24 protein-coding genes are annotated in these 26,630 nt (G+C 29.8%); 18 read left to right on the forward strand and 6 right to left on the reverse strand.

Annotated elements, in window-relative coordinates; translation table 11 throughout:
* The first annotated feature begins 137 nt into the window (after positions 1-137).
* The 8 genes from prfA to IX290_RS04810 all read left to right on the forward strand — a co-directional run bounded on the left by prfA (position 138) and on the right by IX290_RS04810 (position 7,516).
* Positions 138-1,214, forward strand: coding sequence for a peptide chain release factor 1 (prfA, locus tag IX290_RS04775; protein ID WP_211492074.1), 1,077 nt, complete (start codon positions 138-140; stop codon positions 1,212-1,214).
* Between the two features lies 1 nt (position 1,215).
* Entirely contained in the window at positions 1,216-2,352 is a 1,137-nt protein-coding gene (gene prmC / locus IX290_RS04780; protein ID WP_211492075.1) for a peptide chain release factor N(5)-glutamine methyltransferase, read from the forward strand.
* Entirely contained in the window at positions 2,352-3,383 is a 1,032-nt protein-coding gene (queA, locus tag IX290_RS04785; protein ID WP_211492076.1) for a tRNA preQ1(34) S-adenosylmethionine ribosyltransferase-isomerase QueA, read from the forward strand. The genes prmC and queA overlap by 1 nt, the downstream gene beginning before the upstream one ends.
* Before the next feature lie 13 nt (positions 3,384-3,396).
* A complete protein-coding gene (rsmD, locus tag IX290_RS04790; RefSeq protein WP_211492077.1) occupies positions 3,397-3,945 on the forward strand; it encodes a 16S rRNA (guanine(966)-N(2))-methyltransferase RsmD in 549 nt (182 codons plus the stop codon).
* 17 nt (positions 3,946-3,962) lie between these two features.
* Positions 3,963-4,181, forward strand: a complete 219-nt coding sequence (xseB, locus tag IX290_RS04795; RefSeq protein WP_211492078.1) for an exodeoxyribonuclease VII small subunit — start codon at positions 3,963-3,965, stop codon at positions 4,179-4,181.
* Position 4,182: 1 nt separating this feature from the next.
* Positions 4,183-5,070, forward strand: coding sequence for a polyprenyl synthetase family protein (locus IX290_RS04800; RefSeq protein ID WP_211492079.1), 888 nt, complete (start codon positions 4,183-4,185; stop codon positions 5,068-5,070).
* A 47-nt stretch (positions 5,071-5,117) separates the two neighbouring features.
* Positions 5,118-5,792, forward strand: coding sequence for a DUF975 family protein (locus tag IX290_RS04805; protein WP_211492080.1), 675 nt, complete (start codon positions 5,118-5,120; stop codon positions 5,790-5,792).
* 209 nt (positions 5,793-6,001) lie between these two features.
* A complete protein-coding gene (locus IX290_RS04810; protein ID WP_211492081.1) occupies positions 6,002-7,516 on the forward strand; it encodes a DUF1846 domain-containing protein in 1,515 nt (504 codons plus the stop codon).
* A 52-nt stretch (positions 7,517-7,568) separates the two neighbouring features.
* Here the strand turns inward: IX290_RS04810 and murI are convergent, their stop codons facing one another.
* From murI to IX290_RS04840, 6 genes are all read right to left on the reverse strand, one after another.
* Positions 7,569-8,360 (reverse strand): glutamate racemase, encoded by a 792-nt coding sequence (gene murI, locus IX290_RS04815; RefSeq protein ID WP_211492082.1) that lies wholly within the window; start codon positions 8,358-8,360, stop codon positions 7,569-7,571.
* Positions 8,361-8,401: 41 nt separating this feature from the next.
* Positions 8,402-9,595, reverse strand: a complete 1,194-nt coding sequence (gene gltS / locus IX290_RS04820) for a sodium/glutamate symporter (protein ID WP_211492083.1) — start codon at positions 9,593-9,595, stop codon at positions 8,402-8,404.
* 443 nt (positions 9,596-10,038) lie between these two features.
* Positions 10,039-11,748 (reverse strand): proline--tRNA ligase, encoded by a 1,710-nt coding sequence (locus tag IX290_RS04825; protein WP_211492084.1) that lies wholly within the window; start codon positions 11,746-11,748, stop codon positions 10,039-10,041.
* Positions 11,749-11,806: 58 nt separating this feature from the next.
* Positions 11,807-13,858 carry an ATP-dependent DNA helicase RecG gene (gene recG / locus IX290_RS04830; protein ID WP_211492085.1) on the reverse strand — a complete coding sequence of 684 codons (2,052 nt, stop codon included), beginning with the start codon at positions 13,856-13,858 and terminating at the stop codon, positions 11,807-11,809.
* A gap of 21 nt (positions 13,859-13,879) precedes the next feature.
* Complete coding sequence (locus tag IX290_RS04835; RefSeq protein ID WP_211492086.1) at positions 13,880-14,758, reverse strand: YegS/Rv2252/BmrU family lipid kinase; 879 nt, start codon at positions 14,756-14,758, stop codon at positions 13,880-13,882.
* Positions 14,746-15,264 (reverse strand): Mn2+dependent serine/threonine protein kinase, encoded by a 519-nt coding sequence (locus tag IX290_RS04840; protein ID WP_211492087.1) that lies wholly within the window; start codon positions 15,262-15,264, stop codon positions 14,746-14,748. Before IX290_RS04840 ends, IX290_RS04835 begins: the two co-directional genes overlap by 13 nt.
* A 146-nt stretch (positions 15,265-15,410) precedes the next feature.
* Between IX290_RS04840 and IX290_RS04845 the strand changes: the two genes are divergently transcribed.
* The 10 genes from IX290_RS04845 to prmA all read left to right on the forward strand — a co-directional run bounded on the left by IX290_RS04845 (position 15,411) and on the right by prmA (position 26,624).
* Positions 15,411-16,565, forward strand: a complete 1,155-nt coding sequence (locus IX290_RS04845) for a glycosyltransferase (RefSeq protein WP_211492088.1) — start codon at positions 15,411-15,413, stop codon at positions 16,563-16,565.
* A gap of 12 nt (positions 16,566-16,577) precedes the next feature.
* Entirely contained in the window at positions 16,578-17,291 is a 714-nt protein-coding gene (locus tag IX290_RS04850; RefSeq protein WP_211492089.1) for a lipopolysaccharide core heptose(II) kinase RfaY, read from the forward strand.
* The gene (locus IX290_RS04855) at positions 17,272-18,522 is read left to right on the forward strand and encodes an O-antigen ligase family protein (RefSeq protein WP_211492090.1); all 1,251 of its coding nucleotides are present in this window, start codon (positions 17,272-17,274) and stop codon (positions 18,520-18,522) included. The genes IX290_RS04850 and IX290_RS04855 overlap by 20 nt, the downstream gene beginning before the upstream one ends.
* Positions 18,523-18,579: 57 nt before the next feature.
* On the forward strand, positions 18,580-19,734 hold the full coding sequence (locus IX290_RS04860) for a glycosyltransferase (protein ID WP_211492091.1): 1,155 nt from the start codon (positions 18,580-18,582) through the stop codon (positions 19,732-19,734).
* Positions 19,735-19,738: 4 nt separating this feature from the next.
* Positions 19,739-20,488, forward strand: a complete 750-nt coding sequence (locus IX290_RS04865) for a polysaccharide deacetylase family protein (protein WP_211492092.1) — start codon at positions 19,739-19,741, stop codon at positions 20,486-20,488.
* A gap of 21 nt (positions 20,489-20,509) precedes the next feature.
* Positions 20,510-21,508: a DUF6625 family protein gene (locus tag IX290_RS04870; RefSeq protein WP_211492093.1), complete on the forward strand. Its 999-nt coding sequence runs from the start codon at positions 20,510-20,512 to the stop codon at positions 21,506-21,508.
* 10 nt (positions 21,509-21,518) lie between these two features.
* A complete protein-coding gene (locus IX290_RS04875; protein WP_211492094.1) occupies positions 21,519-23,183 on the forward strand; it encodes a sulfatase-like hydrolase/transferase in 1,665 nt (554 codons plus the stop codon).
* A 184-nt stretch (positions 23,184-23,367) separates the two neighbouring features.
* The gene (locus tag IX290_RS04880) at positions 23,368-24,738 is read left to right on the forward strand and encodes a sodium:alanine symporter family protein (RefSeq protein ID WP_211492095.1); all 1,371 of its coding nucleotides are present in this window, start codon (positions 23,368-23,370) and stop codon (positions 24,736-24,738) included.
* Between the two features lie 154 nt (positions 24,739-24,892).
* Positions 24,893-25,687: a TIGR00282 family metallophosphoesterase gene (locus IX290_RS04885; protein ID WP_211492096.1), complete on the forward strand. Its 795-nt coding sequence runs from the start codon at positions 24,893-24,895 to the stop codon at positions 25,685-25,687.
* A gap of 13 nt (positions 25,688-25,700) precedes the next feature.
* A complete protein-coding gene (prmA, locus tag IX290_RS04890; protein ID WP_211492097.1) occupies positions 25,701-26,624 on the forward strand; it encodes a 50S ribosomal protein L11 methyltransferase in 924 nt (307 codons plus the stop codon).
* Positions 26,625-26,630 lie beyond the last annotated feature (6 nt).

Consider the following 26,630-nt stretch of genomic DNA (forward strand, 5'->3'; position numbering starts at 1 on the left):
TACAAAAAAGAGAGCTGAGTAAAACATTTTTTTAAAAATGTTACTCAGCTTTTTTTATATGTTGAAAAATTGATTTTTTTGCAAAAATATGTTATACTTATTAAGTTATAGTGTTGAATAAAGGAGATGAGAATAAAGTGTTCGCTAAGTTAGAAGAAGTTGTAAAAAAATATGAAGAACTTAATCAGACATTGGGATCGCCAGAAATATTAAATGACCCAAATAAAATGATGGAATGTAATAAAGCATTATCAGAGATAACTCCTATAGTTGAGAAATACAAGGAATATAAAGCTCTTTATGAGGATCTACAATTTATAAAAGAGAATATAAAACAGGAAAAAGATCCTGATATGAGAGAAATGATGAATGAGGAACAAAGAGAGTTAGAAGAACAACTACCTAAATATGAGGATGAGTTAAAGATACTTCTACTTCCAAAAGATGAAAATGACGACAAAAACGTTATTGTTGAAATAAGAGGTGGAGCAGGAGGAGACGAAGCTGCTCTATTTGCTGGAGACCTTTTCAGAATGTACTGTAGATATGCAGAAAGAAAGAAATGGAAAGTAGAAATTATTGAAAAACAAGAGATTGGAATAGGTGGAATAAAAGAGGCTGTATTCAGTATTCACGGTTTCGGAGCTTATTCAAAATTAAAATTTGAATCTGGAGTACACAGAGTACAAAGAGTTCCAGAAACAGAATCAGCAGGAAGAGTTCATACTTCAACAGCAACAGTAGCTGTACTTCCTGAAGTTGAAGATATTAAAGAAGTAAAAATTGATCCTAAAGATTTGAAAATAGATACATATAGATCAGGTGGAGCAGGAGGTCAGCACGTTAACATGACTGACTCAGCAGTAAGAATTACTCACTTACCAACTGGTATAGTTGTACAATGTCAAGATGAAAGATCACAATTAAAAAATAGAGAAAAAGCTATGAAACACTTAGTTGCTAAATTATATGAGATGGAATGTGAAAAGCAAAGAAGTGAAGTAGAAAGTGAAAGAAAACTTCAAGTCGGAACAGGGGACAGATCTGAAAAAATAAGAACATACAACTTCCCACAAGGAAGAATAACAGACCACAGAATCAAGTTCACAGTATATCAATTAGAAGCTTTCTTAGATGGGGATTTGGATGAGATGATAGATGCATTGATTACATTTAACCAAGCTGAGATGTTAGCTAGCTCAACAGAAGAGTAAGATGAGATTACTAGATATATTAAAATTTTCAGAAGAGTATTTGCAAAAATACTCTTTTTCAAAACCCAGACTTGAAAGTGAAAAATTGATAGCAAGTGTATTGAAAGTTGATAAGATAAGCCTATATGTTCATTTTGACAGAACTCTAAATGAAGAGGAAAAAGCTCTTATAAAATCATATTTAAAAGAGATGGCAACAAGACATATTGGATTTGAAGAATTGAACAAAGAAAAAGGAGATGCTGGACTGGATTTGAAGGATTATAGAAAAGAGAATATGTTTATTTTTGAAAAGTCAGTTGAGTATCTTGAAAAATATGGAGTTCCAAATCCTAAAATAGATACAGAGTATATTTTTGCTCATGTACTTAATACCAGTAGAAATATTCTTACACTTACTTTTAATAGAAAAATAGAAGAAGAACAGTTAAATGAGATAAAAAATCTTCTAAGAGCCAGAGGGAAAGAGAGAAGACCTCTGCAATATCTTTTAGGAGAATGGGAATTTTATGGATATCCATTTAAAGTGGATGAAAGAGTATTAATACCAAGACCTGATACAGAGATACTTGTTGAGCAATGCAAGTTTCTTATGGCAGATGTAGAGAGACCTAAAATCTGTGATATTGGAACTGGAAGTGGAGCTATTGCAATAACATTGGGAAAAGAGCTTCCAAATGCACAGGTTCTTGGAATAGATATAAGTGACGGAGCTCTTGAGGTAGCAAATACCAATAGAGATTTAAATAAAGCTGAAAATGTAAAATTTATAAAATCAGATGTTTTTGAGATTTTAAAAGAGGCTAAATATAAGAGTGCAAAATTTGACCTTATTGTATCTAATCCTCCATATATACCTATTGAAGAGTATAAGACATTGATGCCTGAAGTATTAAAATACGAACCTAAAAATGCATTAACTGACAATGAAGATGGGTATAATTTCTATGAGAGAATCTCAAAAGAAGCAGGAGAATATCTAACTGAAAAGGGATATCTTGCTTTTGAAGTAGGGTATAATCAGGCTGAAAAAGTAAGTGAAATAATGAGAAAAAACTCTTTTGATGTTATCTCAGTAGTAAAAGACTATGGAGATGTTGAAAGAGTAGTTATAGGAAAGAAAAGAGAGGAAATATAATGTCAACTAAACTACATGATTATGACTATTATTTACCCCAGGAGCTTATAGGACAAAGTCCTAGAGAACCTAGAGACCATGCAAGACTTATGTTGGTCAATAGAAAAGACCACACAGTGGAACATAAACATTTTTACGATATAATAGATTATTTAGAAAAAGGAGATATCTTAGTTAGAAACTCTACTAAGGTAATTCCAGCTAGATTATTTGGACATAAGGAAACAGGAGGGGTTTTAGAGATTCTTTTGATTAAAAGAATAGACCTTGATACCTGGGAATGTCTGTTAAAACCAGCCAAAAAATTGAAACTTGGACAAAAATTATATGTTGGAACAAATAAAGAGCTTGTAGCAGAGCTTATAGAAATCAAAGATGATGGAAATAGAATTTTAAAATTCAGTTATGAAGGAGCATTTGAAGAGGTGTTAGATAAGTTAGGGAGCATGCCTCTACCTCCTTATATAGTTGAAAAACTTAAAGATAAGGACAGATATCAGACTGTCTATGCTCAAAGAGGTGAATCAGTTGCAGCACCTACTGCAGGACTTCACTTTACAAAAGAGCTTTTAGAAAGAATAGAGAAAAAAGGAATTCAAATTGTTGATATATTCCTGGAAGTAGGACTTGGAACATTCAGACCTGTACAAACTGAAGATGTATTACAGCATAAGATGCACGAAGAAAGTTTTGAGATACCACAGGAAGCAGCTGATATTATAAATAAGGCAAAAGCTGAAGGAAGAAGAATTATATCAGTTGGAACTACAAGTACAAGAGCATTAGAGTCATCAGTAGATGAAAATGGAAAGGTAATTGCTCAGAAAAACAGTACTGAGATATTTATCTATCCAGGATATAAATTTAAAGTTGTAGATGCTTTAATTACAAACTTCCATCTACCAAAATCAACACTTTTAATGCTTGTATCAGCTTTTTCAAGTAGAGAATTCATGTTGGATGTATATAGAACTGCAGTTGAAGAAAAATACCATTTTTTCAGTTTTGGAGATGCTATGTTCATCTATTAACGGAGGTGGCATAATGAGAATAATTGCAGGAGATGCAAAAAATAAAAAATTAAAAACTAGAAAGGGAACAGACACTAGACCTACACTTGGTAGTATGAAAGAATCACTGTTTTCAATAATAGCTCCATATGTGGAAGGAGCAAGATTTTTGGACCTTTTCAGTGGAAGTGGAAGTATTTCTCTTGAGGCACTTAGCAGAGGAGCTGCAAAGGCGATAATGATAGAGAAAGACAATGAAGCTTTGAGATATATAATAGAGAATGTTAATACTTTAGGGTATGAAGATAGATGCAGAGCATATAAAAATGATGTTTTTAGAGCAATAGAGATTTTAGCCAGAAAAGGTGAAAAATTTGATATTATTTTTATGGATCCACCATATAAGGATTCTGTATGTACCAGAGTGTTGAAAGCAATACAAAAAAATGGTATATTAGCAGATGATGGGTTAGTTATTTGTGAGCACCATCTTTTTGAAGATATGGAAGACACAGTTGGAGAATTTAAAAAAGCAGATGAAAGGAAATATGGTAAAAAATGTATTACATTTTATACTAGATAACCTTAAAAGGAGGAAGTATGAAGAGTACAGGTAGTTTTGAGGAAAATCTTAAATCTGTAGATGAAATTATAAGACAGATGGAAAATGGAGAGTTATCACTTGATGATTCAATTAAAGCTTATGAAAAGGCTATGAAATTATTAAAAGCTTCTTCAGACCTTTTAAATCAGGCAGAGGGAAAAGTTCTTAAAGTTATTGAAAAAAATAATGGTGATATTGAGGTTGAGGAGGTTTAATATGTCATTTAAAGATAATCTGTTACAGGGAAAAAATCTTGTTGAAACTGGAATAGAAAAATATTTAAATGAACTTGATTATCCTCAGGTAATTGCAGAGGGAATGAAATATGCAGTTTTAAACGGAGGTAAGAGATTAAGACCTATACTTCTATTTATGACTTTGGATATTTTAAATTGTGATGAAAAAAAAGGTATTCCAACAGCTTCTGCAATTGAGATGATTCACTCATATTCATTAGTACATGATGATTTACCAGCACTTGACAATGATGATTACAGAAGAGGAAAACTTACTACACATAAGAAATTTGGAGAGGCAGAGGGAATACTGATTGGAGATGCTCTTCTGACTCATGCTTTTTATATACTTACTGATAAGAACATAGATTTACCAGCAGAAAAGATAGTTAAGATAGTTAGACTTACTTCTGAATATGCTGGAATCAATGGGATGATTGGTGGTCAGATGGTGGATATTGCCAGTGAAGGTAAAAAAATAGATATGGAAACTTTGAAATATATGCATACTCATAAGACAGGAAAACTTTTAAGACTTCCTGTAGAATGTGCATGTATTATTGGAAATGCAAGTGCTGATGAGAAAGAAACACTTCTTAGATATTCAGAACTTGTAGGTCTTGCTTTCCAAATAAAAGATGACATCCTTGATATAGAGGGTGATTTTGAGACTATAGGAAAACCTGTTGGAAGTGATATAGAGCATGAAAAATCAACATATCCTTCAATTATAGGTCTTGAAGAGAGCAAGAGGCTTCTTCATGCAACTGTTAAAGAAGCTGAAGAGATTCTTACAAAGCAGTTTGGAAAAGAAAAAAGTGCAATGCTTATAGAGCTTGCTGAATATATAGAAAATAGAAATAAATAAGCGAGATATGTTAATGACTATATAAAGTCGTAAGGGGTATATGATTTATGAAAGAAAAAATAGTTGTTAGAGATCTTAAAGCTGCATCACGTTCACTTTTGAAAGGAAACTGGAAAAAGGGAGTGATAATTAATCTTATATTTTTTGGAATTCTTTTTGGAACTGGAATATTAAGAGGAATAGTTGAGTTTGGAGCTGATGCTATAAGCGATGCTGATGCCATTGTTTATCCACTTGTAGTCAGTATTGTAGTTGGATTTATTGCTGCGGGAATATACAATGGAGCAATACTTGGTTGGACAGCTTCTTTTTACAGATATGTAAATGGGGAGTCAGAGCTTTCTTATAGGAATTATAAAGAGTTCATTGCAGATAGATTTCAAAAATCATTTTTTTATGGTGTTGCATATTCATTCTTTATTGCAATGTGGACATTTGGATTTTATATTGTAGGAATTATCTGTATGATTTTAATCAGTAAAACTGATTCAGATATTCTGGCACTTTTATTGTTAATTGTTGGAAGTATAGCTTTTGTTTGTGGAGTATTTATATGTATAGTAAAATATATTGAATACTCAATGGCGAGATACCTTATAATTGATAGACCTGATATAAGAGTAAGAGAAGCATTAAAAGAGATTAAGGAAACTTTAAACACTCCATCTGATAAATCGTCAGTGGATATAGATGCGTTTGTGACAGGCGTTGAGATAAAATGAAAATTAGTACAAAATAATATCTACACAGTATTGCTCAGCTATTCTGATTATGAGGTAGCTGAGTAATTTTATGTGTATCATTTTTATTAAAGTGTATAAATATAGTATTGAATATATATGTAAAAAGTTCGCAAAACAACTGGTAATTATATGTAACTTATGTTATAATAAAAAGTCGAGAAAAAATAAAAAATTAAAGGAGAGTTATAATGAAAATAGGATTTGATCACACTAAGTACCTTGAAGAGCAATCTAAATATATTTTAGAGAGAGTTAATAATTATGACAAACTTTATCTGGAGTTTGGAGGAAAATTATTATTCGATTTACACGCTAAAAGAGTTTTACCTGGGTTTGATGAGAATGCTAAAATCAAAGTATTACATAAATTAAAAGACAAACTTGAAGTAGTAATTTGTGTATACGCTGGTGATATTGAAAGAAATAAAATCAGAGGAGATTTTGGTATTACTTACGATATGGAAGTTTTCAGACTTATAGATGATTTAAGAGAGAACGAACTTCAAGTAAATAGCGTTGTTATAACAAGATACAATGATCAACCTGCAACAACATTATTTATAAATAAATTGGAACGTAGGGGGATAAAAGTATACAAGCACAGAGCTACAAAAGGATATCCAACAGATATAGATATCATAGTAAGTGATGAAGGATACGGAGCTAATCCATATATAGAAACTACTAAACCTATAGTTGTAGTTACTGCACCAGGACCTGGAAGTGGAAAACTTGCTACTTGTTTAAGCCAACTATATCATGAATATAGAAGAGGAAAACAGGCAGGATATTCTAAGTTTGAAACATTCCCAGTATGGAATGTACCTTTAAAACATCCTTTAAACATCGCTTATGAAGCTGCTACAGTTGATTTACAAGACGTTAACATGATTGACCCATTCCATCTAGAGGCTTATGGAGAAACAGCTGTAAACTACAATCGTGACGTTGAGGCATTCCCACTATTAAAAAGAATAATAGAAAAAATTACTGGACAGGAATCAGTTTATAAATCTCCAACTGATATGGGAGTTAACAGAGTTGGATTTGGAATTATAGATGATGAAGTAGTAAAAGAGGCATCGAAACAGGAGATAATCAGAAGATACTTCAAAACAGGTTGTGAATATAAAAAAGGTTATGTAGATTATGACACTTTTAAAAGAACACGTCTAATAATGGATGAGTTAGGACTAAAAGAAGAAGACAGAAGAGTAGTTTCATTTGCTAGAAAAAAACTTGAAGATATCAAAGCAAGAGCAAATAAATGTGATTGTGTAGGAGCCTCTGCAATAGCCTTTGAACTTCCAGATGGTACTATCATTACTGGTAAGTCATCACACCTTATGGATGCAGCTTCTGCAGCTATTTTAAACGCTGTAAAGCACTTTGCAAAGATAAATGATGAGATCTTACTTATATCTCCAGTAATACTAGAACCTATCATGAATCTAAAGGATAAAACACTACAAAGTAAAAATGTTGCACTAAACTGTGAAGAGATTTTAATGGCATTAAGTATCTGTGCTGCTACAAATCCAATGGCACAGGTTGCAATGAAAAATCTTGTAAATCTTAAAGGAACACAAGCACACTGTACAAATATCTTAGGAAAAACAGATGAGCAGACTTTAAGAAAACTTGGAATAGACTTAACTTGTGATCAGGTATTCCCTACAGAAAACTTATATTATAACGAATAATTAAGAACAAAGATAAAGAAAAAAGCTAGAAGTTTTAAACCTCTAGCTTTTTTTATTTACCCACTTTGTATAATTTGTCAATTTTAAATTGTAAGAATTGTTCTGCAATTAACTTAAATCTCTCTCTGTCCCCACTTATAAAAAACTTAAGTTTCCCTTTTTTATTGCTTCTATTAAGCATATTATATTTAGATAACAACTCTTTCAACTCTAAAGCTGTTTCTTTTGCTGGATCTACAATTGTTCCACTAAAATATTTCTCAATATCTTTTCTAATTATTGGATAATGTGTGCATCCAAGAATAAGGGTATCAGAACTTTTTGACAAATTACTCATATGCTCTTTTAAAATTCGCTCCCTATCTTCAAATGTCTCCCAACCTATCTCAATCATGGGACAGAATTGAGGACATCCTTCCTGATAAACCCTTACTTCCTTAGATATTTTAGCTATTTCATTAGCATAAGCTTTTGAAAGAGCTGTAAAAGGAGTAGATAAGATGCTTATTGAATTATTTTTTGTTGAGTGGACTGCTGTTTTTGCTCCAGCAGAAATTACACCAATTATTGGCAGAGGAAATTCCTTTTTTAAAACATCAAGAGCAGCAGCAGTAGCAGTATTACATGCAATTACTACAGCTTTACAACTATGAGTTATAAAGAAGTTAACAATGTTTCTGCTAAGCTGTTGAATCTCTTCAATTGTTCTTTCCCCATAAGGAGAATTTCCACTATCACCATAATAAAGGATATTTTCACAAGGAAGAATATCTATAATTTCTTTTAATACTGTTGTTCCTCCAACCCCTGAATCGAAGACTCCAATATTATAATAATTGTGCATCTGTGTTGCCCCCTGACTCGTGCAACACCAGCTAAATTATCTTATCCAAATATATTCATAAAGAAAGTAATTATAGTTGCGTTGACGAAGTCAATAAATAATGAACCAACTAGTGGTAATATAAAGAATGCTTTTGCAGAGAATCCTGTAGAACTAGCAAATGCTTCCATGTTAGCCATTGCATTTGGAGTAGCCCCAAGTCCGAATCCGCAGTGTCCAGTAGCAAGTACACATGCATCATAATCTCTTCCCATAACATTAAATGTTACAAAGTAAGCAAATAGTCCCATCATAACTGTTTGAACTATTAAGATTACAATTAATGGAAGTGCAAGTTCTGCTAGTTGCCATAGTTTTAATGACATCAAAGCCATTGCTAGGAATAAAGATAAAGATATATTACCTATTATTGAAATTTCTTTCATTGGAAGTATAACTCTTCTTTTATCTGCTATGTTTCTGATTACTGCTGCAATTAACATTGAACCGATATATGGTGGTAAAGTTAAACCATATTTTTGAGCTAGAAGTGGAATATAAACTCCAATTCCCATAGAGATAGCTATAACAACTACACCATCAAATAATGTTTTTTCACTGACAGGAAGTTGTTTCTCCATATCTATTATATCTTTATTTTCAGGATTTTCAATCTCTTTTGGTTTTAAATTATATTTTGTTAAAAGTCTTCTACCTATTGGACCACCGATTAAACATCCAGCAACTAGACCGAATGTAGCACAAGCAATTGCAACTGAGAATGCTCCAGTAGCTCCTGCTTTTTCCAATACAGGTCCGAAAGCTCCAGAAGTACCATGTCCTCCTGTTAATGGAACTGAACCAGCAGCAAGACCGATGAATGGATGTAGTCCGAAGAATTTAGCTAAGTAAACTCCAACTACGTCTTGAAGGATAACAAGTATTGTAGCACATATTAAGAATAAAATTACTCCAATACCACCTTTCTTCAACAATTCAAAGCTTGCTGAGAAACCTATTGTTGTAAAGAAGATAATCATTAAAAAATTTTTTAAAACAGCATCAAATTCAAATGCAAATGTTCCAGTTGAGTGACCAATTAAAAGTAGTAAAGAGAATAACACACCACCTATAACTGGTGCAGGGATAAAGAATTTTTCCAAAACAGATACTTTTCTTTTTATCCATCTACCTAATAATAAAATAACTACTGCGATGGCCAGTGTTTCCGCCATATTAAATGAGTATTCAAACATAAAAAAAACCTCCTAATAATTTAGTATAACCTAGTTCCTACTTAAAATATACATATATAAATATAAAATGTCAATGATTTAGCATATATATAATTGATATTATAACGATGCAATTAACATATGTTACTCTTGTAAAAAAACATTATTTCGATACAAAAAGATTATTAAAAGAAATTTATATCTATATAAAAAACACCTTATTGAAAATGCGTTTATTTTACGAACATTTATCATTATTTATATTAACTATATTAATTACATATATATATAAAATATATGTAATAATACAGAATTTGGGCACTTAAGTTAACAAGTGTAGTAAAAAATTACTATTCATTCTATATATATAAAATTAATACTGTTTTATGTCTTGATTTTATAAAAACAAAAAGCACACTGTTTTTCAGTGTGCTTTCATATATCTAATATATAATTTTAAAAAATTAATATTTTTTCATTAGTTCTCTAACTTTAGAGATAACATCGTCTTTATTTACTTCTAAAGTTTCACCAGTTCTTCTAATCTTTAATTCTACAATGTTTTCTCCAGCTTTTTTACCACAGATTACTTTAAATGGGAAACCAATAAGGTCAGCATCTTTAAATTTAAATCCAGGTCTTTCATCTCTGTCGTCAATCATAGTATCAATACCATCATCTAGTAAAGCATTGTAAATTTCTTCAGCAAGTTCCACCTGTTCTTTAGATTTCATATTTGCTGGGATTACATCTACAATATATGGAGCTATAGCTGATGGCCATATGATTCCATATTCGTCGTTATTTTGCTCAATAGCTGATGCTAGAGTTCTTGATACTCCAATTCCATAACATCCCATGATGATAGGTTGTGATTGTCCATTTTCATCAACATAAGTTGCACCTAGAGCTTGAGAGTATTTAGTTCCAAGTTTAAATATGTGTCCAACTTCTATTCCTCTTGCAGAAGATAATTTTCCACCACATTTAGCACAAACATGTCCAGGTTTTACTGTCTTAACATCTTTTATAATGTCTGCTTTATAATCTCTACCATAGTTAACATTTATATAGTGAGTATCTTTTTTATTTCCACCTGCTGTATGGTTTGTAAGTTCAGGAATTGTGTCGTCAGCAACAATTTTGATATTGTTTAATTCTATTCCAAATGGACCTATAAATCCTTTAACAAGTCCTAACTTTTCAAGTTCTTCATCAGTTAATAGTACTACTTCAATTGCACCAATAGCATTTACAAGTTTTGTTTCATTAACTTCGTAATCTCCTCTGATTAAAACCATGTATACATCGTCAGTTCCAAGGTCTTTATACATCATAGCTTTTACAGTTTGTTCTACTGGAACTTTAAGATATTCTACAACATCTTCAATTTTTGATACATTTGGTGTATCTATTAATTGAGTCTCTTTTAACTCTTCTTTTTCAAGATATTTAACTCTACTTACAGCAGTTTCAACGTTAGCTGCGTAGTTACACTCTTCACAGTAGATAATTTCATCTTCACCAGAATCTGCAAGTACGTGGAATTCTTTAGAACCATTTCCACCAATTGCTCCTGAGTCAGCTTCAACTGGTCTGAATTTTAAACCACAGCTTGAGAATATTCTTTTGTAAGTTGCTTCCATATTATCAAATTCTGCATCTAGTGATTCTCTGCTTGAGTGGAATGAGTATCCATCTTTCATTATGAACTCTCTTCCTCTCATAAGTCCAAATCTAGGTCTAATTTCATCTCTGAATTTAGTTTGGATTTGATATAGGTTGAATGGTAAGTGTTTGTAAGATGAAACATCATTTCTTACAAGGTCTGTTACTACCTCTTCATGTGTTGGTCCTAATACGAAGTCTCTTTTTGCTCTATCTTGAAGTTTCATCATAAGAGGTCCCATTACGTCCCATCTTCCGCTTTCTTTCCATAGTTCAGCTGGTTGAAGTACTGGCATAAATACTTCTTGTGCCCCTGCTCTATCCATTTCTCTTCTTACAATGTTTTCAACTTTTTTTAGAGCTTTTAATCCTAATGGTAGGTATGTATAAACTCCACTTGTAAGTTTTTTTATCATTGCAGCTCTCAAAAGAAGTTGATGGCTTGCTATTTCAGCTTCTTTTGGAGTTTCTTTAAGTGTTTTTATATAACTCTTACTGAATCTCATTTCGTCCTCCATATAAATTTATTTTACTCTTAATTCTAACATATTTTTCTTTTGTTTTCTAGCTTTCTTTAAACTTTTCAGCAATATCAATGGTCATATATTCATTTAAAATTTGACCTTTATTCTTTTTAAGATAATTTGTTGCTATATCTTTAGCAAGTTTAATTGTTTTAACATCATGAATAATATCTATAAATTTAAGGTCGCTTAGACCGCTCTGTTTTGTACCAAATATCTCTCCAGGTTTTCTAAGTCTTAAATCCTCTTCAGCTATTTTAAATCCATCCTCTGTTTCTTCCATTACTTGAAGCCTTGCTTTAGAAGTATCATTATCAGTTTTAGATAAAAGGAAACAATATGATTGATGTTTACCTCTACCTACCCTTCCTCTCAATTGATGCAATGCAGAAAGTCCAAATCTTTGAGCATCACTGATAACCATTATACTTGAATTAGGAACATCTACTCCAACTTCAATTACAGTAGTAGCTACTAATATATCATATTTTCTATTTTTAAAATCCTGCATAACTTCATTTTTTTCGCTATTTTTAAGTCTTCCATGAAGAACACCTATTCTATATTTTGGTAGATATTTTTCTACTTCAGATTTTAACTCCTCAACAGATTTAGCAGATAATTTTTCACTTTCTTCTATAAGTGGTGCCACAAAATATGCCTGTCTTCCCTGTGAAAGTTTTTTATCAATAAAATCATACATTATCTTAAGGTCTGAAGTTGAAGATATCCACTTGGTTCTAATAGGTTTTCTTCCAGGAGGTAATTCATCTATAATAGATACATCCAAATCACCATATATACTTAGTGCAAGTGATCTTGGAATTGGTGTAGCACTCATAACAATAAGATTAGCCAGTACCCCTTTATCTCTTAATTTTTTTCTTTGTACAACACCAAATCTATGCTGTTCGTCTATTATTATCATTCCCAGCTTTTTAAATACTACATTTTCCTCTATAAGAGCGTGAGTACCTATTACAATTCCAACATCTCCATTTTTTATATCTTCAATTATCTTCTGTTTTTTCTTACCAGTAAAGCTTCCAGTTAGAAGTTCAACTCTTATTCCAAGCTCTTCAAATTTATCCTTTACTGAAAGATAGTGTTGCTCAGCCAATATTTCAGTAGGAGCCATTAAAGCTCCTTGATAAGAGTTTGCAAGCATATAAAGAAGTAGTACTATTGATACTACAGTTTTTCCACTACCTACATCTCCCTGGATAAGTCTATTTACAATTTTTCCCTTATTTAAATCTTTATAAATCTCTGTTATGACTCTTTTCTGCGCTCCTGTAAGTTCAAAAGAAAGAGAGTTAAGATATTTTGTAACAAGGGCTTTGTTATCAGGAAGAGAATATCTTCCATCACTATCATAAATTGTTTCAAATTTTTTCTGAATAATTCCCAGTTCCAATACTAATAGCTCTTCAATAGCAAACCTTCTCTTAGTTTCTTCCAGATTTTTGTTATTTGTAGGGAAATGAATCTGAATAAGAGCTTCACGTCTCCCCATAATTCCAAACTGTTTTAAAATTTCATTAGGTATATTTTCATAAAAAAGTGGAATATATTTTTTTATAAGTATTTTCATTACTTTCCTAAAAGAGTTTTGAGGTAGTGTTTTACTTGTACTATATATAGGTAAAATCTCTCCTTCAGCTAGTTTTCGTTGACTGCTACTCAATTTAAATTCAGGATTTACCATTTGAAATCTGTATCCTCTTTTTACCTGTCCTATAAAAATATATTCCTCTCCTGGCTTAAGAGTCTTTCGAAGATAAGGCATTTGAAACCAGACTATATCAAGCATACCACTGCCATCAGTTGCAGTAGCTTTTACCATTTTTACACCAGATTTGGTAGGAGGAGCAGTTACATTTAATAGATTTGCCTTTAAAACCACATATTCCTCTCCACGTAAATCTCCAATTTTCATTATATTTGTTCTGTCATCATATGCCCTTGGAAAATAATAAAATAGGTCATGAAGTGTGTTAATTCCAAGAGTATGAAGTTTCTTTATGTCTTTTTCGTTTAAATCTTTTGTAAATTCTTTTAAGTTTAAATATGTAAGATTGTAATTATCCATAACCTATCCTTTCTTTAAAAATTAACAGATGATTTTAAGTCCATCTTTTATACATTCTATATGTATCGGTGAATCAGGACCAGGTTCACCATCGATATCAGTAGTTATAAGAGGATTATCATACTTTACATCAAATGATTTTAATTTTACATGAATAATATCTTTTGGATTTTCAAGATGTTCTCCCCTTAAAAACTCAAATACAGATAGAATAGTTGATTTTATATCCTCCCCTTTTATGATAATAAGATCCAGGAGTCCGTCACTTATATCACTTTTGTATGCTATATTGATATTTCCTGCAGTTTTTCCGTTAAAAGCAAAGAAGATAATAGCATTTCCTGAATATGAAAAAGGTTCTGAATTAACAAGAATATTCATTTTTTTAAATGTAGGAATCTCCTTTATTCCATTAAAATAGTAAGCAAGTTTACCAATTGTATTTTTTAGATGTGTTGGTGTCTTTTGTGAGATATCTGTAAAAAGACCAAAGCTGAAAACATTTATAAAATATTTATCATTTGCTTTGCATATATCAATGTCTTGAATTTCACCATTTAGTATTTTGTCACAGGCTTCTTCAACATCTTGTGGCATATCAAAATATTTAGCAAAGTCATTTGCTGTTCCTAAAGGAAGAATAGCAATTGGTAGATTTATATTTTTTTCCTTCATTATATTTATAACTTGATTTATAGTCCCATCTCCTCCTGCTATAAGGATATGATGATATGATGAATCAATATCTTCAAAAGCATTTTTAATTTCTTTAAAGGCAGAGACTCTATATGGTACTATTGTATAGCCTTTTTTTTGATATTTACCAATTATTAAATCCAAATTTTCAACTGTTCTTCCTCCACCTGATTTTGGATTATATATAAATTTTACCTTGAACATGTAAGTTCCTCCTTGATTTTTTCTGCAACAGGCTTAGGCAGCTGATTTCCCAATCTTTTAATTGCATAATTTATATCATGTGTAAAAAATCTCTCTTTTCTATAATCTTCTAAATCAATTGCATATATTTTATTGTCTTTTATGATGAAGTTTCTAAACGCAAAGTCCCCGTTGTAGAATCCACTTTTAAGTATTTTTACAGCAATTTTGATAAATTCTTCAACTAATGGATGCTCTAGGTCATCTTTTATGAATTTTTCCATAGTTGGTCCATGAAGATTTTTTGTAGTTACAGAGTATTTATCATATGATACAATTTCTGCTGTTAATATGCCTATTTTATTAAGTTCATCATTTATATATTTAAAATTATGCCCTGGGTATTTTCTTAATTGAAAAAAATATTTTATTTTTTTAGAAAACTTTGGAAAAAAGAGTTTTACAAACTCATCAGTTTCTCTATTATAGTATACGTGTGAATGCTTATGCTTATTAATTACTTCCATCTTTTTTCCTCCATATTTTAATTATACGTTAATTATAGCATAATTTTATAATAAGTTGGATATGATATAATTTGATGAAAAAAATATTTAAATTTGTTATAATAGAAGACAGAATAAAATTTTAAATGTGTAACAAGGAGAGAACAATGATTAATTTAGTTTTTTATGTAGACGTATTAGTAGTTGGTGGAATTGAGAAGGTTCTTATTGAATTACTGAAAAATATTGATTCAACAAAGTTTAAGGTTACTCTCTTAATTGGTTACAAGATGGATGAACTTGAAAAATTAAAAGGGGATATTCCTGAGAATATAAATGTAGAGTATGTTTTTCATGAAAGTTTTTATACATCATTAAAGAAAAAAAAGATAATGGGTAGGTTAAATAAACTTGAAAAAGTGCTGTTTGAAAGTTATTCCTGGTTGCGAAAATTAGTTTTAAAGAATAGAATAAAAAAAATGATAAAAGATAAAGATATACTAATTGATTATGATATGACTTTATCACCTTTTATTAATGAATTAAATATAAAAAAGGCTGCTTTTTGCCATTTCAGTTTAAAAAATTATAATAGGGGGATAAAAAGAAGACAAATAAGATTAGGAAAAAGATTGGCTCTATATAACAAAGTTTTTGTTATCTCTGGTGAGATGGAAAAAGAAGCTATTGAGATGTTTCCATTTCTTTCAGATAAAGTAGTAAAACTTTATAATTCATTTAATATAGATAAAATTAAAGAAAAAGCAGCAACTCCTGTTGAGGTAAAACATAAGTATATTCTTGCTATAGGTAGACTTGAAGAGACACAAAAAGATTTTGCAACTCTGATAAAAGGATATGCACAAGTGGCAAATCTTATAGATGAAAAGCTATATATAATTGGAGATGGAAGACATAAGGAAATTCTTCAAAATCTAGCTAAAGAGTTAGGAATAGAAGATAAAGTTGTATTTTTAGGATTTATATCCAATCCTTATCCCTATATAAAGAGAGCATCTTTATTTATTCATTCATCTAAATTTGAGGGGTTACCAACAGTCTTGATTGAAGCTTTAATTCTTGAAAAAATAATAATAGCAACTGATTGTCCAACTGGTCCAAAGGAAATTCTAAATAATGGTAAAAATGGAATACTTGTAAATGTTGGCGCACCAGATGAAATATCTTTAGGGATAAAAAAAGTGCTTCTTGACAGAGAAGATACATCTGAATATATTAAAAATATGAGAATTTGGGTAGATGAATTCGATTCTAAAAAAGTGTTAAAAAAATTTGAAAATATTATAACAAATGATTTATAAGAAGAGGGGACAATGAAACTGTTAAAAAAAGTAAGTAATGATTTTTCTTTATTTTCAATAGATGAGAGAGGTTTTAATCTTTTAGATAAAATTTTAAATAAAGAATTTGTAGTTCATAAAGAGTATAAAAATGATAAAAGAACCTATGTTGCAAAAGTTGAAATGGATGGAAATAATTATCTATTAAAGGTTTTTTATCCAAGGACAGTGTTAAAAAAAATGATGACTTTTGTAAAAAAAGGTGAGAGCTTAAAAACTCTTGAAAATATAACATTTTTTAGAGAAAAAGGGGTAAAAGAACTTGTTCCATGTATTGGAAGTATGGAAAAAAGAGAAAAAGGAGTCATAACTGAAGAGGTACTTCTTATGGAATTTTGTGAAGGGAGAAGACCTAAAACAGTAGATGATTTTCAAAAGATTATAAATGTACTGGGTAAAATATTTGATTTAGGAAGATATCATGGAGACTGTAACCCTGGGAATTTTCTAATTGATGGAAATGGAGAGGTTCGTGTAATAGATACTAAGTTAAAAAAAATGTATTTTGGAAATTATAGAAGACATTTTGATTTTCTTGTGCTAAAAAAATACTTACCTAAAAAGATAGAGTATCCTTATAATAAAAATATCTTTTATCTTTTTGCTGTATTGGTTAGAAAGATAAGAGATAAAAAAAATGATTACCATGAAAAAAAAGGAGAAAAAAATGACAGTACTGGAAAATAAGAAACTTGCATATAGAATAGGTGAAATTGGAGTATACCTTTATACTCTTAGTTTAATGGTATCTAAAGTTGGAATTAATATAAGTTTAGGACTAATGTTATTGGGATTAATAGGAATAGTTATTAAAAAAGAAAAATTAACTTTTATTAAAGAAGAAAAGATAATATTCTTATTTTTGATTCTTTTACCAATATTCAGTTTACTCTCTCCTGGAGGAGTTAAATCTTTTTCAATAGCATTTCAAAAAAATTATAGATATTTAGGTATATTTTTAATTCCAATATTTTTAACAAATAAAGAGATATTGAAAAAAACTGTTGGTCTTGTATCAATTTCATTTATCATATGTTTTGTTAATGCTATGAAAGTATATAAAGATTTAGGATGGAATATGGCATCAAGATTTGCCAGCTTTAGTGAAAATACATTAAATGAAGCACATATGTTAGCTATGCTGTCTATGTTTTTCTTCGTAATATTTATTTATTCTCTTAAAAATTGTCAGATAAAAATTAGAATATATAATTTTATAATTTTTATTTTATCAATGGTAGCACTTGTATTATCACAAGGAAGAGGAGCTTGGATAGCAACAGTAGGAAGCTTTATTTTTATATTAATACTATTGATTAGAGAAAATAAAAAAGCTGTATTTGTATTTTTGGCAGTTTTTCTTTTGCTAGGAGGAATTACTCAAACTGATACTTTTAAAAACAATCAGTATGTGCAAAGAATAAAAAGTATAAAAGATATAGATAATGACTCGCCTAAAATTAGACTTCTTATGTGGGAAGGAGCAGCTAATATATTTAAGAAAAATCCTGTATTTGGAGTAGGAAGGGATAATTCAGGTAAATATTATTTAGATTATTTTGAAAAAACTGGAAGTTATTCAAAAGTTCATGATGGAGCTTCTCTTAAAAGAATTGCAATAGCTGGAAATGCTCATAGCATGTATTTTACATCTTTATGTGAAGAAGGATTATTAGCGTTTGTATTTGTTGCTATGTTAGCTTATATTTTTTATGAAGAGGTTGCACTTTATAGAAAAAGTAAGGATAATCTGTTTATTCATTATGTGATTATTGCTGTTACAGGGATGTTAGTAGCTTTTTGTATTGGAGGACTTACTGAAGATTCATGGAGAGAAATATGGAAATCTAATACTCTGTGTTGGGGTATAGGACTATATATTGCGATTAAAAAGAACTATTTAAATTTGAAAAAATAGAGTTATCTATTCTTTTATTGTGATGAAAAAGTAAAGATAAAGTGAGTGGGAGAAAAGATGAAAGTAGTGTTTAATACAGATTCTCTGATTATGGGAGGATCTGAAAAATTAGCTATGCAGTATGTAAAATATTTGGCCAAGGAGTTTGATGTTCTTTTGCTTATAAATGAAGATAATGGAGATGAAGGGAATATTCTTTTAAAAGAAATTCCTGAAAATGTCGATTATTCTTTTGTTGTGGATAAATCCATTATTGCGAAGATAAATAAGTATAGAAAATTGAAAAATAAAAATTTTTTGTATAAAATTCCATACAATTATTTTATGAAACAGCGTAGAAAAAATTATAGAAAGAATATAAAAAAGATATTAGAAACACTTGATTATGATGTATTTATTGATTTTGCCTGTAAACTTCCATGTGATCTTGCAAATAAGAAAACTATTACATGGCTACATACAAATATGGAAAATATGCGGAAAAAACATTATTATGAGAAAAAATTTAAAAAATCTCAAAAGGTTGTAGTTATAACTGAAAATATGAAAAAACAATTTAAAGAGGCATTCCCAGATATTCCAAATGTAGAGATGCTTTATAATCCATTTGATATTGAAGAAATAAGAAGAGAAGCAATAAATAGTGAAAATATGAGTTCTCAGGATTTGGAATACATAAAGGATAAATATATTTTATCTTGTTCACGCCTTGATAAAAACAAGGATATTGAGAGCTTGATATTAGCTTTTAAAGGTATTAAAAATAAAATAGATGAAAAATTATATATTATTGGTGATGGACCAGAAAGACATAATCTGGAAAACTTAGTAAAGGAGTTAAGGTTAGAAGATAGAATTGTTTTTCTGGGAACCAAAGTAAATCCTTATATTTGGATGAAAAATTCTGATTTATTTGTACATAGTTCAAAAGAAGAGGGATTTGGAATGGTTTTAGTTGAGGCTCTTATAAATGAATGTGTAGTTGTAGCTACAGATTGTCCAGTTGGTCCAAGAGAGATTTTAGATAATGGAAAATATGGAATTTTGACACCAGTTGGGGATGTTGAAAAAATGAGTAGTTCTATTTTAAGAGGTCTTAATGATAAAGAATTAAGAAAACAACTTAAAGAGCTGAGTCATGAAAGAATTACAAAGTTTTCAGATAGTGAAATTTTTAAACAGTTAAGAAAGTTAATACTGATAAAGGAGTAATTTTATGAGAAAAAAAGAGATTCCTGTTCTTATGTATCATCAATTTAAAGATAAAAAAGATGATACAGTGAAGATAAAATCATTTGTAACAGCTAAAGAGTTTGAAAGGCAGTTAAAGATTTTAAAATTTCTTGGGTATGAAACTATAACATTTAGAGATCTTGAAAAAATAGGTTTAGAAAACAGAGATAGAAGAAAATATATAATTCTTACTGTAGATGATGGATATAAAGATAATTATGAAATTATGTTTCCTCTTTTAAAAAAATATAATATGAAAGCAGTAATTTTTCTCGTTTCAGATTTAAAGTATAACAAGTGGGATGTAGAAAAATACGGGGAAGAAAAATTACACCTTATGGATGAAAATGAAGTAAGAGAGATGATCTCAAGTGGATTGATTGAATTTGGTGGTCACACTTGTAATCATTGTGATTTTTTTGATGTTGGAATAGAGGAAGCTAAGAAAGAGATTTTTGACAATAAAACAGCTCTTGAAAATAAATATAATATAAAACTTACAACTTTTGCTTATCCTTATGGACATCTTAATGAAGATGTGAAAAGCTTGGTAAAAGAAGCAGGGTATAAGTTTGCAGTGTCTACAAATACAGGAAGCGGAAATATTGATGATGATAGATATGAGATTAGAAGAAGCGGTATAGATAGAACATCACTTTTTGATTTTTTGAGAAAGATATCTTATAGATATTCTATTTATAAGGGTCAAAAATGGTTAAAGAAAACTAAATAAACTTAAGTAGTAGGAGAAAAAATGAAAAAATGCCTAATTGTGCCATATTTTGGTAATTTTACTAATTATTTTCAATTGACATTAAATTCTTGTGGGAAAAATTCTGATTTTGATTGGCTTATTTTTACAGATAATAAAAAAGATTACAATTATCCTAAAAATGTAAAGCTATATAGAATGGAGTTTTCTCAATTTAAAGAACTGGTTCAAAATAAATTTGATTTTAAAATATCTTTGGAAAAGCCATATAAGTTATGTGACTTTAAGCCTGCATTTGGCTACATATTAAGTGATTATTTGAAAGAATATGACTGGTGGGGTTATTGTGATTTAGATGTTATTTTTGGAAAACTGTCAAATTTTATAACTGAAGAGATGCTTGAAAAATATAAGAAAATATTTGTATTTGGTCATTTTACTTTAATGAAGAATGAGAAAAAAGTAAATGAATTATTTAAAGCAAGTTTAAATGGAATAGAGCTGCATAAAGAAGTGTTTCAGACAGATAAAAGTTGTTTTTTTGATGAGACATGGGGAGGCAATAGAACAATAAATAATATTTTCAAAAGTCAGAGGCTTCCTATCTTTACAACTAATTATAGTGCTGACATTTATCCAAATAAAGTTGAATTTATTTCTATTAAATCAGATGTAAGTGGAAATAAGATTAGAAGAGAAAAGTGGATAAGGAGTTTCTTTATATATGATAATGGTCATATAATGAGATATTTTATTCAGGGAAAAGAGTTGGTAAAAAAAGAATATATGTATATTCATCTTCAAAAAAGGAAAATGAAATTAGATTCTTTAAAGAATATTGATAGATATAAAATAATTCCAAATTTATTTACTAATATTGAGTGTGATAATATTAATCGAGAATCTTTTAAGAAAATTGCTTATAGAAATATAAATTTAGATTATATTTTGTTGAAAATAAAGCATCATTATATTTCTAAAAGATTACGAGTTTTAAAAAAATCAATAAATAAAAAACTAAATAAATTGATACAGAAATAGGGAGACAAAAATGAGAAATATTTTAGAAAAGATTACAGCAAAGATGGAAGATTTTCTTCATGAAAATCTTATGTTTATTTTACTAATTAGTATATTTAACTATTTAGGATATGCCAGTTCCAGGTATATATTTGGAAAATATATGTATAGTTCAATTTTAAACAAGGGGTTTAAATTGATATTTGGGTATTTAAATATAACTTTATTTTTTATTTTGATATTTTTTATGGTATTTTTATTAAGTAAAAAAGTATCTAAATTTATAATGAGACTATTTTTCTTATTGTCTCTATTTCTATTTATAATAGATGCTTTTTTAATGTCAAAATTTCATTTGATTATAAATGGTACAACAGTGCAGATATTAGCTGAAACTAACAATAGTGAATCTATGGAATTTTTAAAAAGTAATATAAGTATAGGAAGTATAGTTCTTATATTTATTTTATTTTTCTTATGCTATTTGATTCCTAAAATAAAAGTGAACATAAGATCAAAAAAAGTGTTACTTGTCATAGCTGTTCTATCATTTGCTCAGATATTTGGAATAAAATCAAATCTAAGAGCGTTACCAATACAAAGACTTGCTGATGGAATTTCAATTGCTAAAGAAAATAAAAGAATTTATGAAGAATTAAAAAATAAGATAAATAATGATGTTGAAATAGTGGAAAATAATTCAAAAATTCCTAATGTTGTTTTTATAATAGGTGAATCTACAACAAGAAATCATATGGGAATTTATGGATACACTCTGCCAACTACACCTCTATTAAATAAATTAGAAAAAAGAGGAAATCTGTTTAAATTCAGTGATGTAATAAGTGCTCATGGGCAAACAATTCCTTCTGTAAAGAAAATGATTACTTTCTATAATGGAGAGAGTGAAAAAGAGTGGTATCAGTATAACAATATAATAGACATTATGAAAAAAGCTGGATATAAAACATATTGGTTTTCTAATCAGGAATCAAAAGGGTTATTTGGAAACTTACCAGCAGCTTATGGAAATAGAAGTGATGTTGTTTTATTTAATGCCAACAGAGATAGTGATCAGGAAGTATATGATGTTTATGATGAGCAAATTGTAAAAAAATCAATAGACAAGATAGGAAAAGATAGTAAGAATTATGTTATATATCATCTGCTAGGAACCCATAAAGCTTATAAAAACAGATATCCTCAAGAGTTTTCAAAATTTAATATTGATGATTATAAAAATACAAAATATGAAGATGAACAAAAGGAAACTGTATCTGAGTATGATAATGCAGTACTATACAACGACTTTGTTGTAAATAGTATAATTGATATTTTTAAAGATAAAGATGCAATAGTTATTTATCTGTCAGACCATGGAGAAGAGGTATATGATTTTAGAGATCTTGCAGATCATGGTGAGGGAAATATAAGCCATTATATGGTAGAGATTCCATTTCTTATATATGTAAGTGATAAGTTTAAAGAAAATTATCCAGAAAAGGTGGAAAAAATAAAAAAAGCTGTATCAAGACCTTATATGACCGATGATGTAATTCATACTATCCTAGATATAAGTGATATTAAAACTACAGAATATGATCCAACAAGAAGTGTAATAAATGATAAATTTATATTAAGAGATAGAAAAATACATGAAAAATCATATGATAATTACTGGAAAACTTTAAATTAATGAAAAAATAATTCTTAATGATAATACATGTACGAACAAAAAAGAGGAGAAAAAAGGCTCTCCTCTTTTTTATTTGCCTTTTTAATGGCAAGTAAGTACGAACAAATTTAAAAATTAATTGAAGGTTTTATTTTTATGCTACCAGTGCTAAAATATATGCATAAGTGGAACAAGGGAGGAAGCTATGGAGATTTTAACAAATATAATTGACTGGGTAAATAACATGCTATGGGGTAAAAACATACTTGTATTTATGTTAATTGGAGCAGCAATTTATACAACAATAAGAACTAAGGGAATGCAGTTCAGATTGTTTGGAGATATAATAGGAATACTTAGAAAAAATGAAAAAAGTGAAAATGGAGTAAGTTCACTAGAGGCATTCTTTTTAGGAACAGCATGTAGAGTTGGAGCAGGAAACATAACTGGGGTAGTTGCAGCAATATCTGTTGGAGGGCCTGGATCTATATTTTGGATGTGGGCAGTAGCACTATTAGGAGCAGCAACTTCATTTGTTGAATCTACACTTGCAGTATTATACAGAAGTAAAGTTGGATATGATAAATATATTGGTGGTACACCTTGGATTATTGAAAAAAGACTTAAAAAGAGATGGCTTGGAGTAATATATGCTCTTGCATCACTTGTATGTTATATGGGAGTTATTCAGGTAATGTCAAACTCTGTTACAGAATCAATAAATAATGCTTATCATATTGAGATTAAACATATAGCTATTGGTCTTTCAATAATAGTTGCTTTAATACTATTTGCAAAGAATAAAAAAGATTCTATCATTTTAGCACTTAACAAGATAGTTCCTTTAATGGCAATTTTATATCTGATGGTTGTAATCTATGTATTAATTACTAATTTCAGCACAATACCAGCAATGATAGCAAATGTGTTTGCACATGCATTTGGAGTTAAAGAGATGTTTGGTGGAGGAATTGGAATAGTTGTAATGCAGGGAGTAAGAAGAGGACTATTCTCAAATGAGGCAGGAAGTGGAGACTCAAACTATGCAGCAGCAGTTGCAAGTGTTGATGAACCAGCTAAACAAGGTATGGTACAGGCTCTTGGAGTATTTATGGATACATTGGTAGTATGTAGTGCTACAGCTTTTATCGTACTGCTTGCTAAAGAGGATGTAACAGCAGGAAAAACTGGAATGGCTATGTTCCAAGCTGCAATTCAAAATCATATTGGTTGGGCAGGAATACCTTTCTCAGTAGTTGTATTATTCTTCTTTGCTTTAAGTACAATACTTGGAGTATCGTATTATGGTAAGAGCGCTATAAGTTTCATGAGTCATTTCAGAGTTTTTAACTACATATACTATGTCATTGTTGTAATAATGATATATGTAGGTGGAATTGAGCAAAACTTCTTCGTATGGTCTTTAGCAGATTTTGGATTAGGAATAATGACAGTTATAAATATAATATGCATACTTCCAATAGCTGGTGAAGCAATAGAGGAATTGAAAAAATATGAAAAGAAACTTAAAAGTGAAAAAGAAGAGAGAAAAATGTGTGTAAGAGGAGCAAAATAAAAGAATAAAAACTTCTAAACTGATATAAAAGATGGGAAATTGAGCTGGAAATAAAAATATTTTCAGCTCTTTTTTGTGTCAAAGTTAACTTTACATAATAATGTAACCATGATATAATTTGATGTAAATGCTAAAAATAGAAAGAGGTATATTAATGAAGATTTTAGTAGTGGGAGACATTGTTGGTCGTCCAGGAAGACAGACATTAAAGCTGTTTCTAGAAAAAAATAAAAGTAAATATGATTTTATAATTGTCAATGGAGAAAATGCTGCTGCAGGTTTTGGTCTAACTGTAAAACTTGCTGATGAACTTCAAAGTTGGGGATGCGATGTTATAACAAGCGGAAACCACATTTGGGACAAAAAAGATCTATATGAATATTTAGATAAAAGTGATAGAGTTCTAAGACCGGCAAATTATCCAGATGAAAATACACCAGGAAAAGGTTATACAATAGTTAAGGATAGAAAAGGTAATAAGATAGGAGTTATCTCAATTCAGGGAAGAGTATTTATGATGCCTATTGACTGTCCATTTAAAAAGGTTAAAGAGATAGTTGAAGAGATAAAAAAAGAGACTAAGTTTATAATAGTTGATTTCCATGCTGAAGCAACATCTGAAAAGATAGCTATGGGATGGCATCTGGATGGAGAGGCTTCACTTGTATTTGGAACTCATACTCATATTCAGACAGCTGATGAAAGAATTCTTCCAGAGGGAACTGGATATATTACAGATGTTGGAATGACAGGTTCTGAAAATGGAGTAATAGGAATGAAAGTTGAATCAGTACTTCCTAAATTCTTAAATTCATTACCACAAAGATTTGAAGTAGCTGAAGGAAGTGAAAGAATCTGTGGACTTGAAGTTGAACTGGATGAAGAAACTGGAGAATGTACAAGTATTACAAGAATAAATAGGAGTTTAACTGAAATAGAATATATGTAATAGGAGCTGAGAAATGAAAGTTGTAGAGATTAAAGTAATATATGAAAGTGATAATATAGATGAAGCTACAAAAGAAATTTCAGATGTCTTTTATGATTTTGGAGTTAACGGTCTAAAAATAGAAGAACCTTTAACTGAAAAAAATCCATTGGATTTTTATAAAGATGAGAAGCAGTTTTTAATGGTAGATAATGCTATTTCAGCTTACTTTCCATTAAATCCATATGCTGAAAAAAGAAAGAAAGCAATACTTCAGGCTTTTAAAGAAAAGTTTGCAAATAGAGATGATATAGTTTATACAGTAGATTTTTACGAGTATGAACAGGAAGATTATGAAAATAACTGGAAAAAATATCTTTATCCAGAAAAAGTTAGTGAGAGATTTGTTGTAAAACCTACATGGAGAGAGTATACTCCTGAAGGTGATGAGCTTATAATTGAACTTGATCCAGGAAGAGCTTTTGGAACAGGTTCACATCCTACTACTTCACTATGTTTAAAACTTATGGAAGAGAATATTAAACCTGGAGACAGTGTAATAGATGTAGGAACAGGTTCTGGAATTCTTATGATTGCAGCTGAAAAACTTGGTGCAAGTGAGATATATGGAACTGATATAGATCCTCTTGCAGTAGCCTCTGCAAAGGAAAACTTAGCTTTAAACAGAGTAGAAAAAGCTAAGGTATATCTAGGTGACCTTATATCTGTAGTAGAGGATAAAAAGTTTGATATAGTAGTTGCAAATATTCTTGCAGATGTACTTATGATACTTCTTCAGGATATATCAAAAGTTGTAAAAAAAGGTGGAAAAATTATCTTTTCAGGTATAATTGATGATAAGTGTGAAATTCTTAAAAGAGAAGTAGAAAGTTATGGATTTGAAGTTGAAGAGATAAGAGCAGATAAAGAGTGGAGAGCTTTTCTAATAAAAGCATAGGGAGGA

Origin of the sequence: Fusobacterium sp. DD2 (genome assembly GCF_018205345.1) — a bacterium.
GTDB lineage: Bacteria > Fusobacteriota > Fusobacteriia > Fusobacteriales > Fusobacteriaceae > Fusobacterium_A.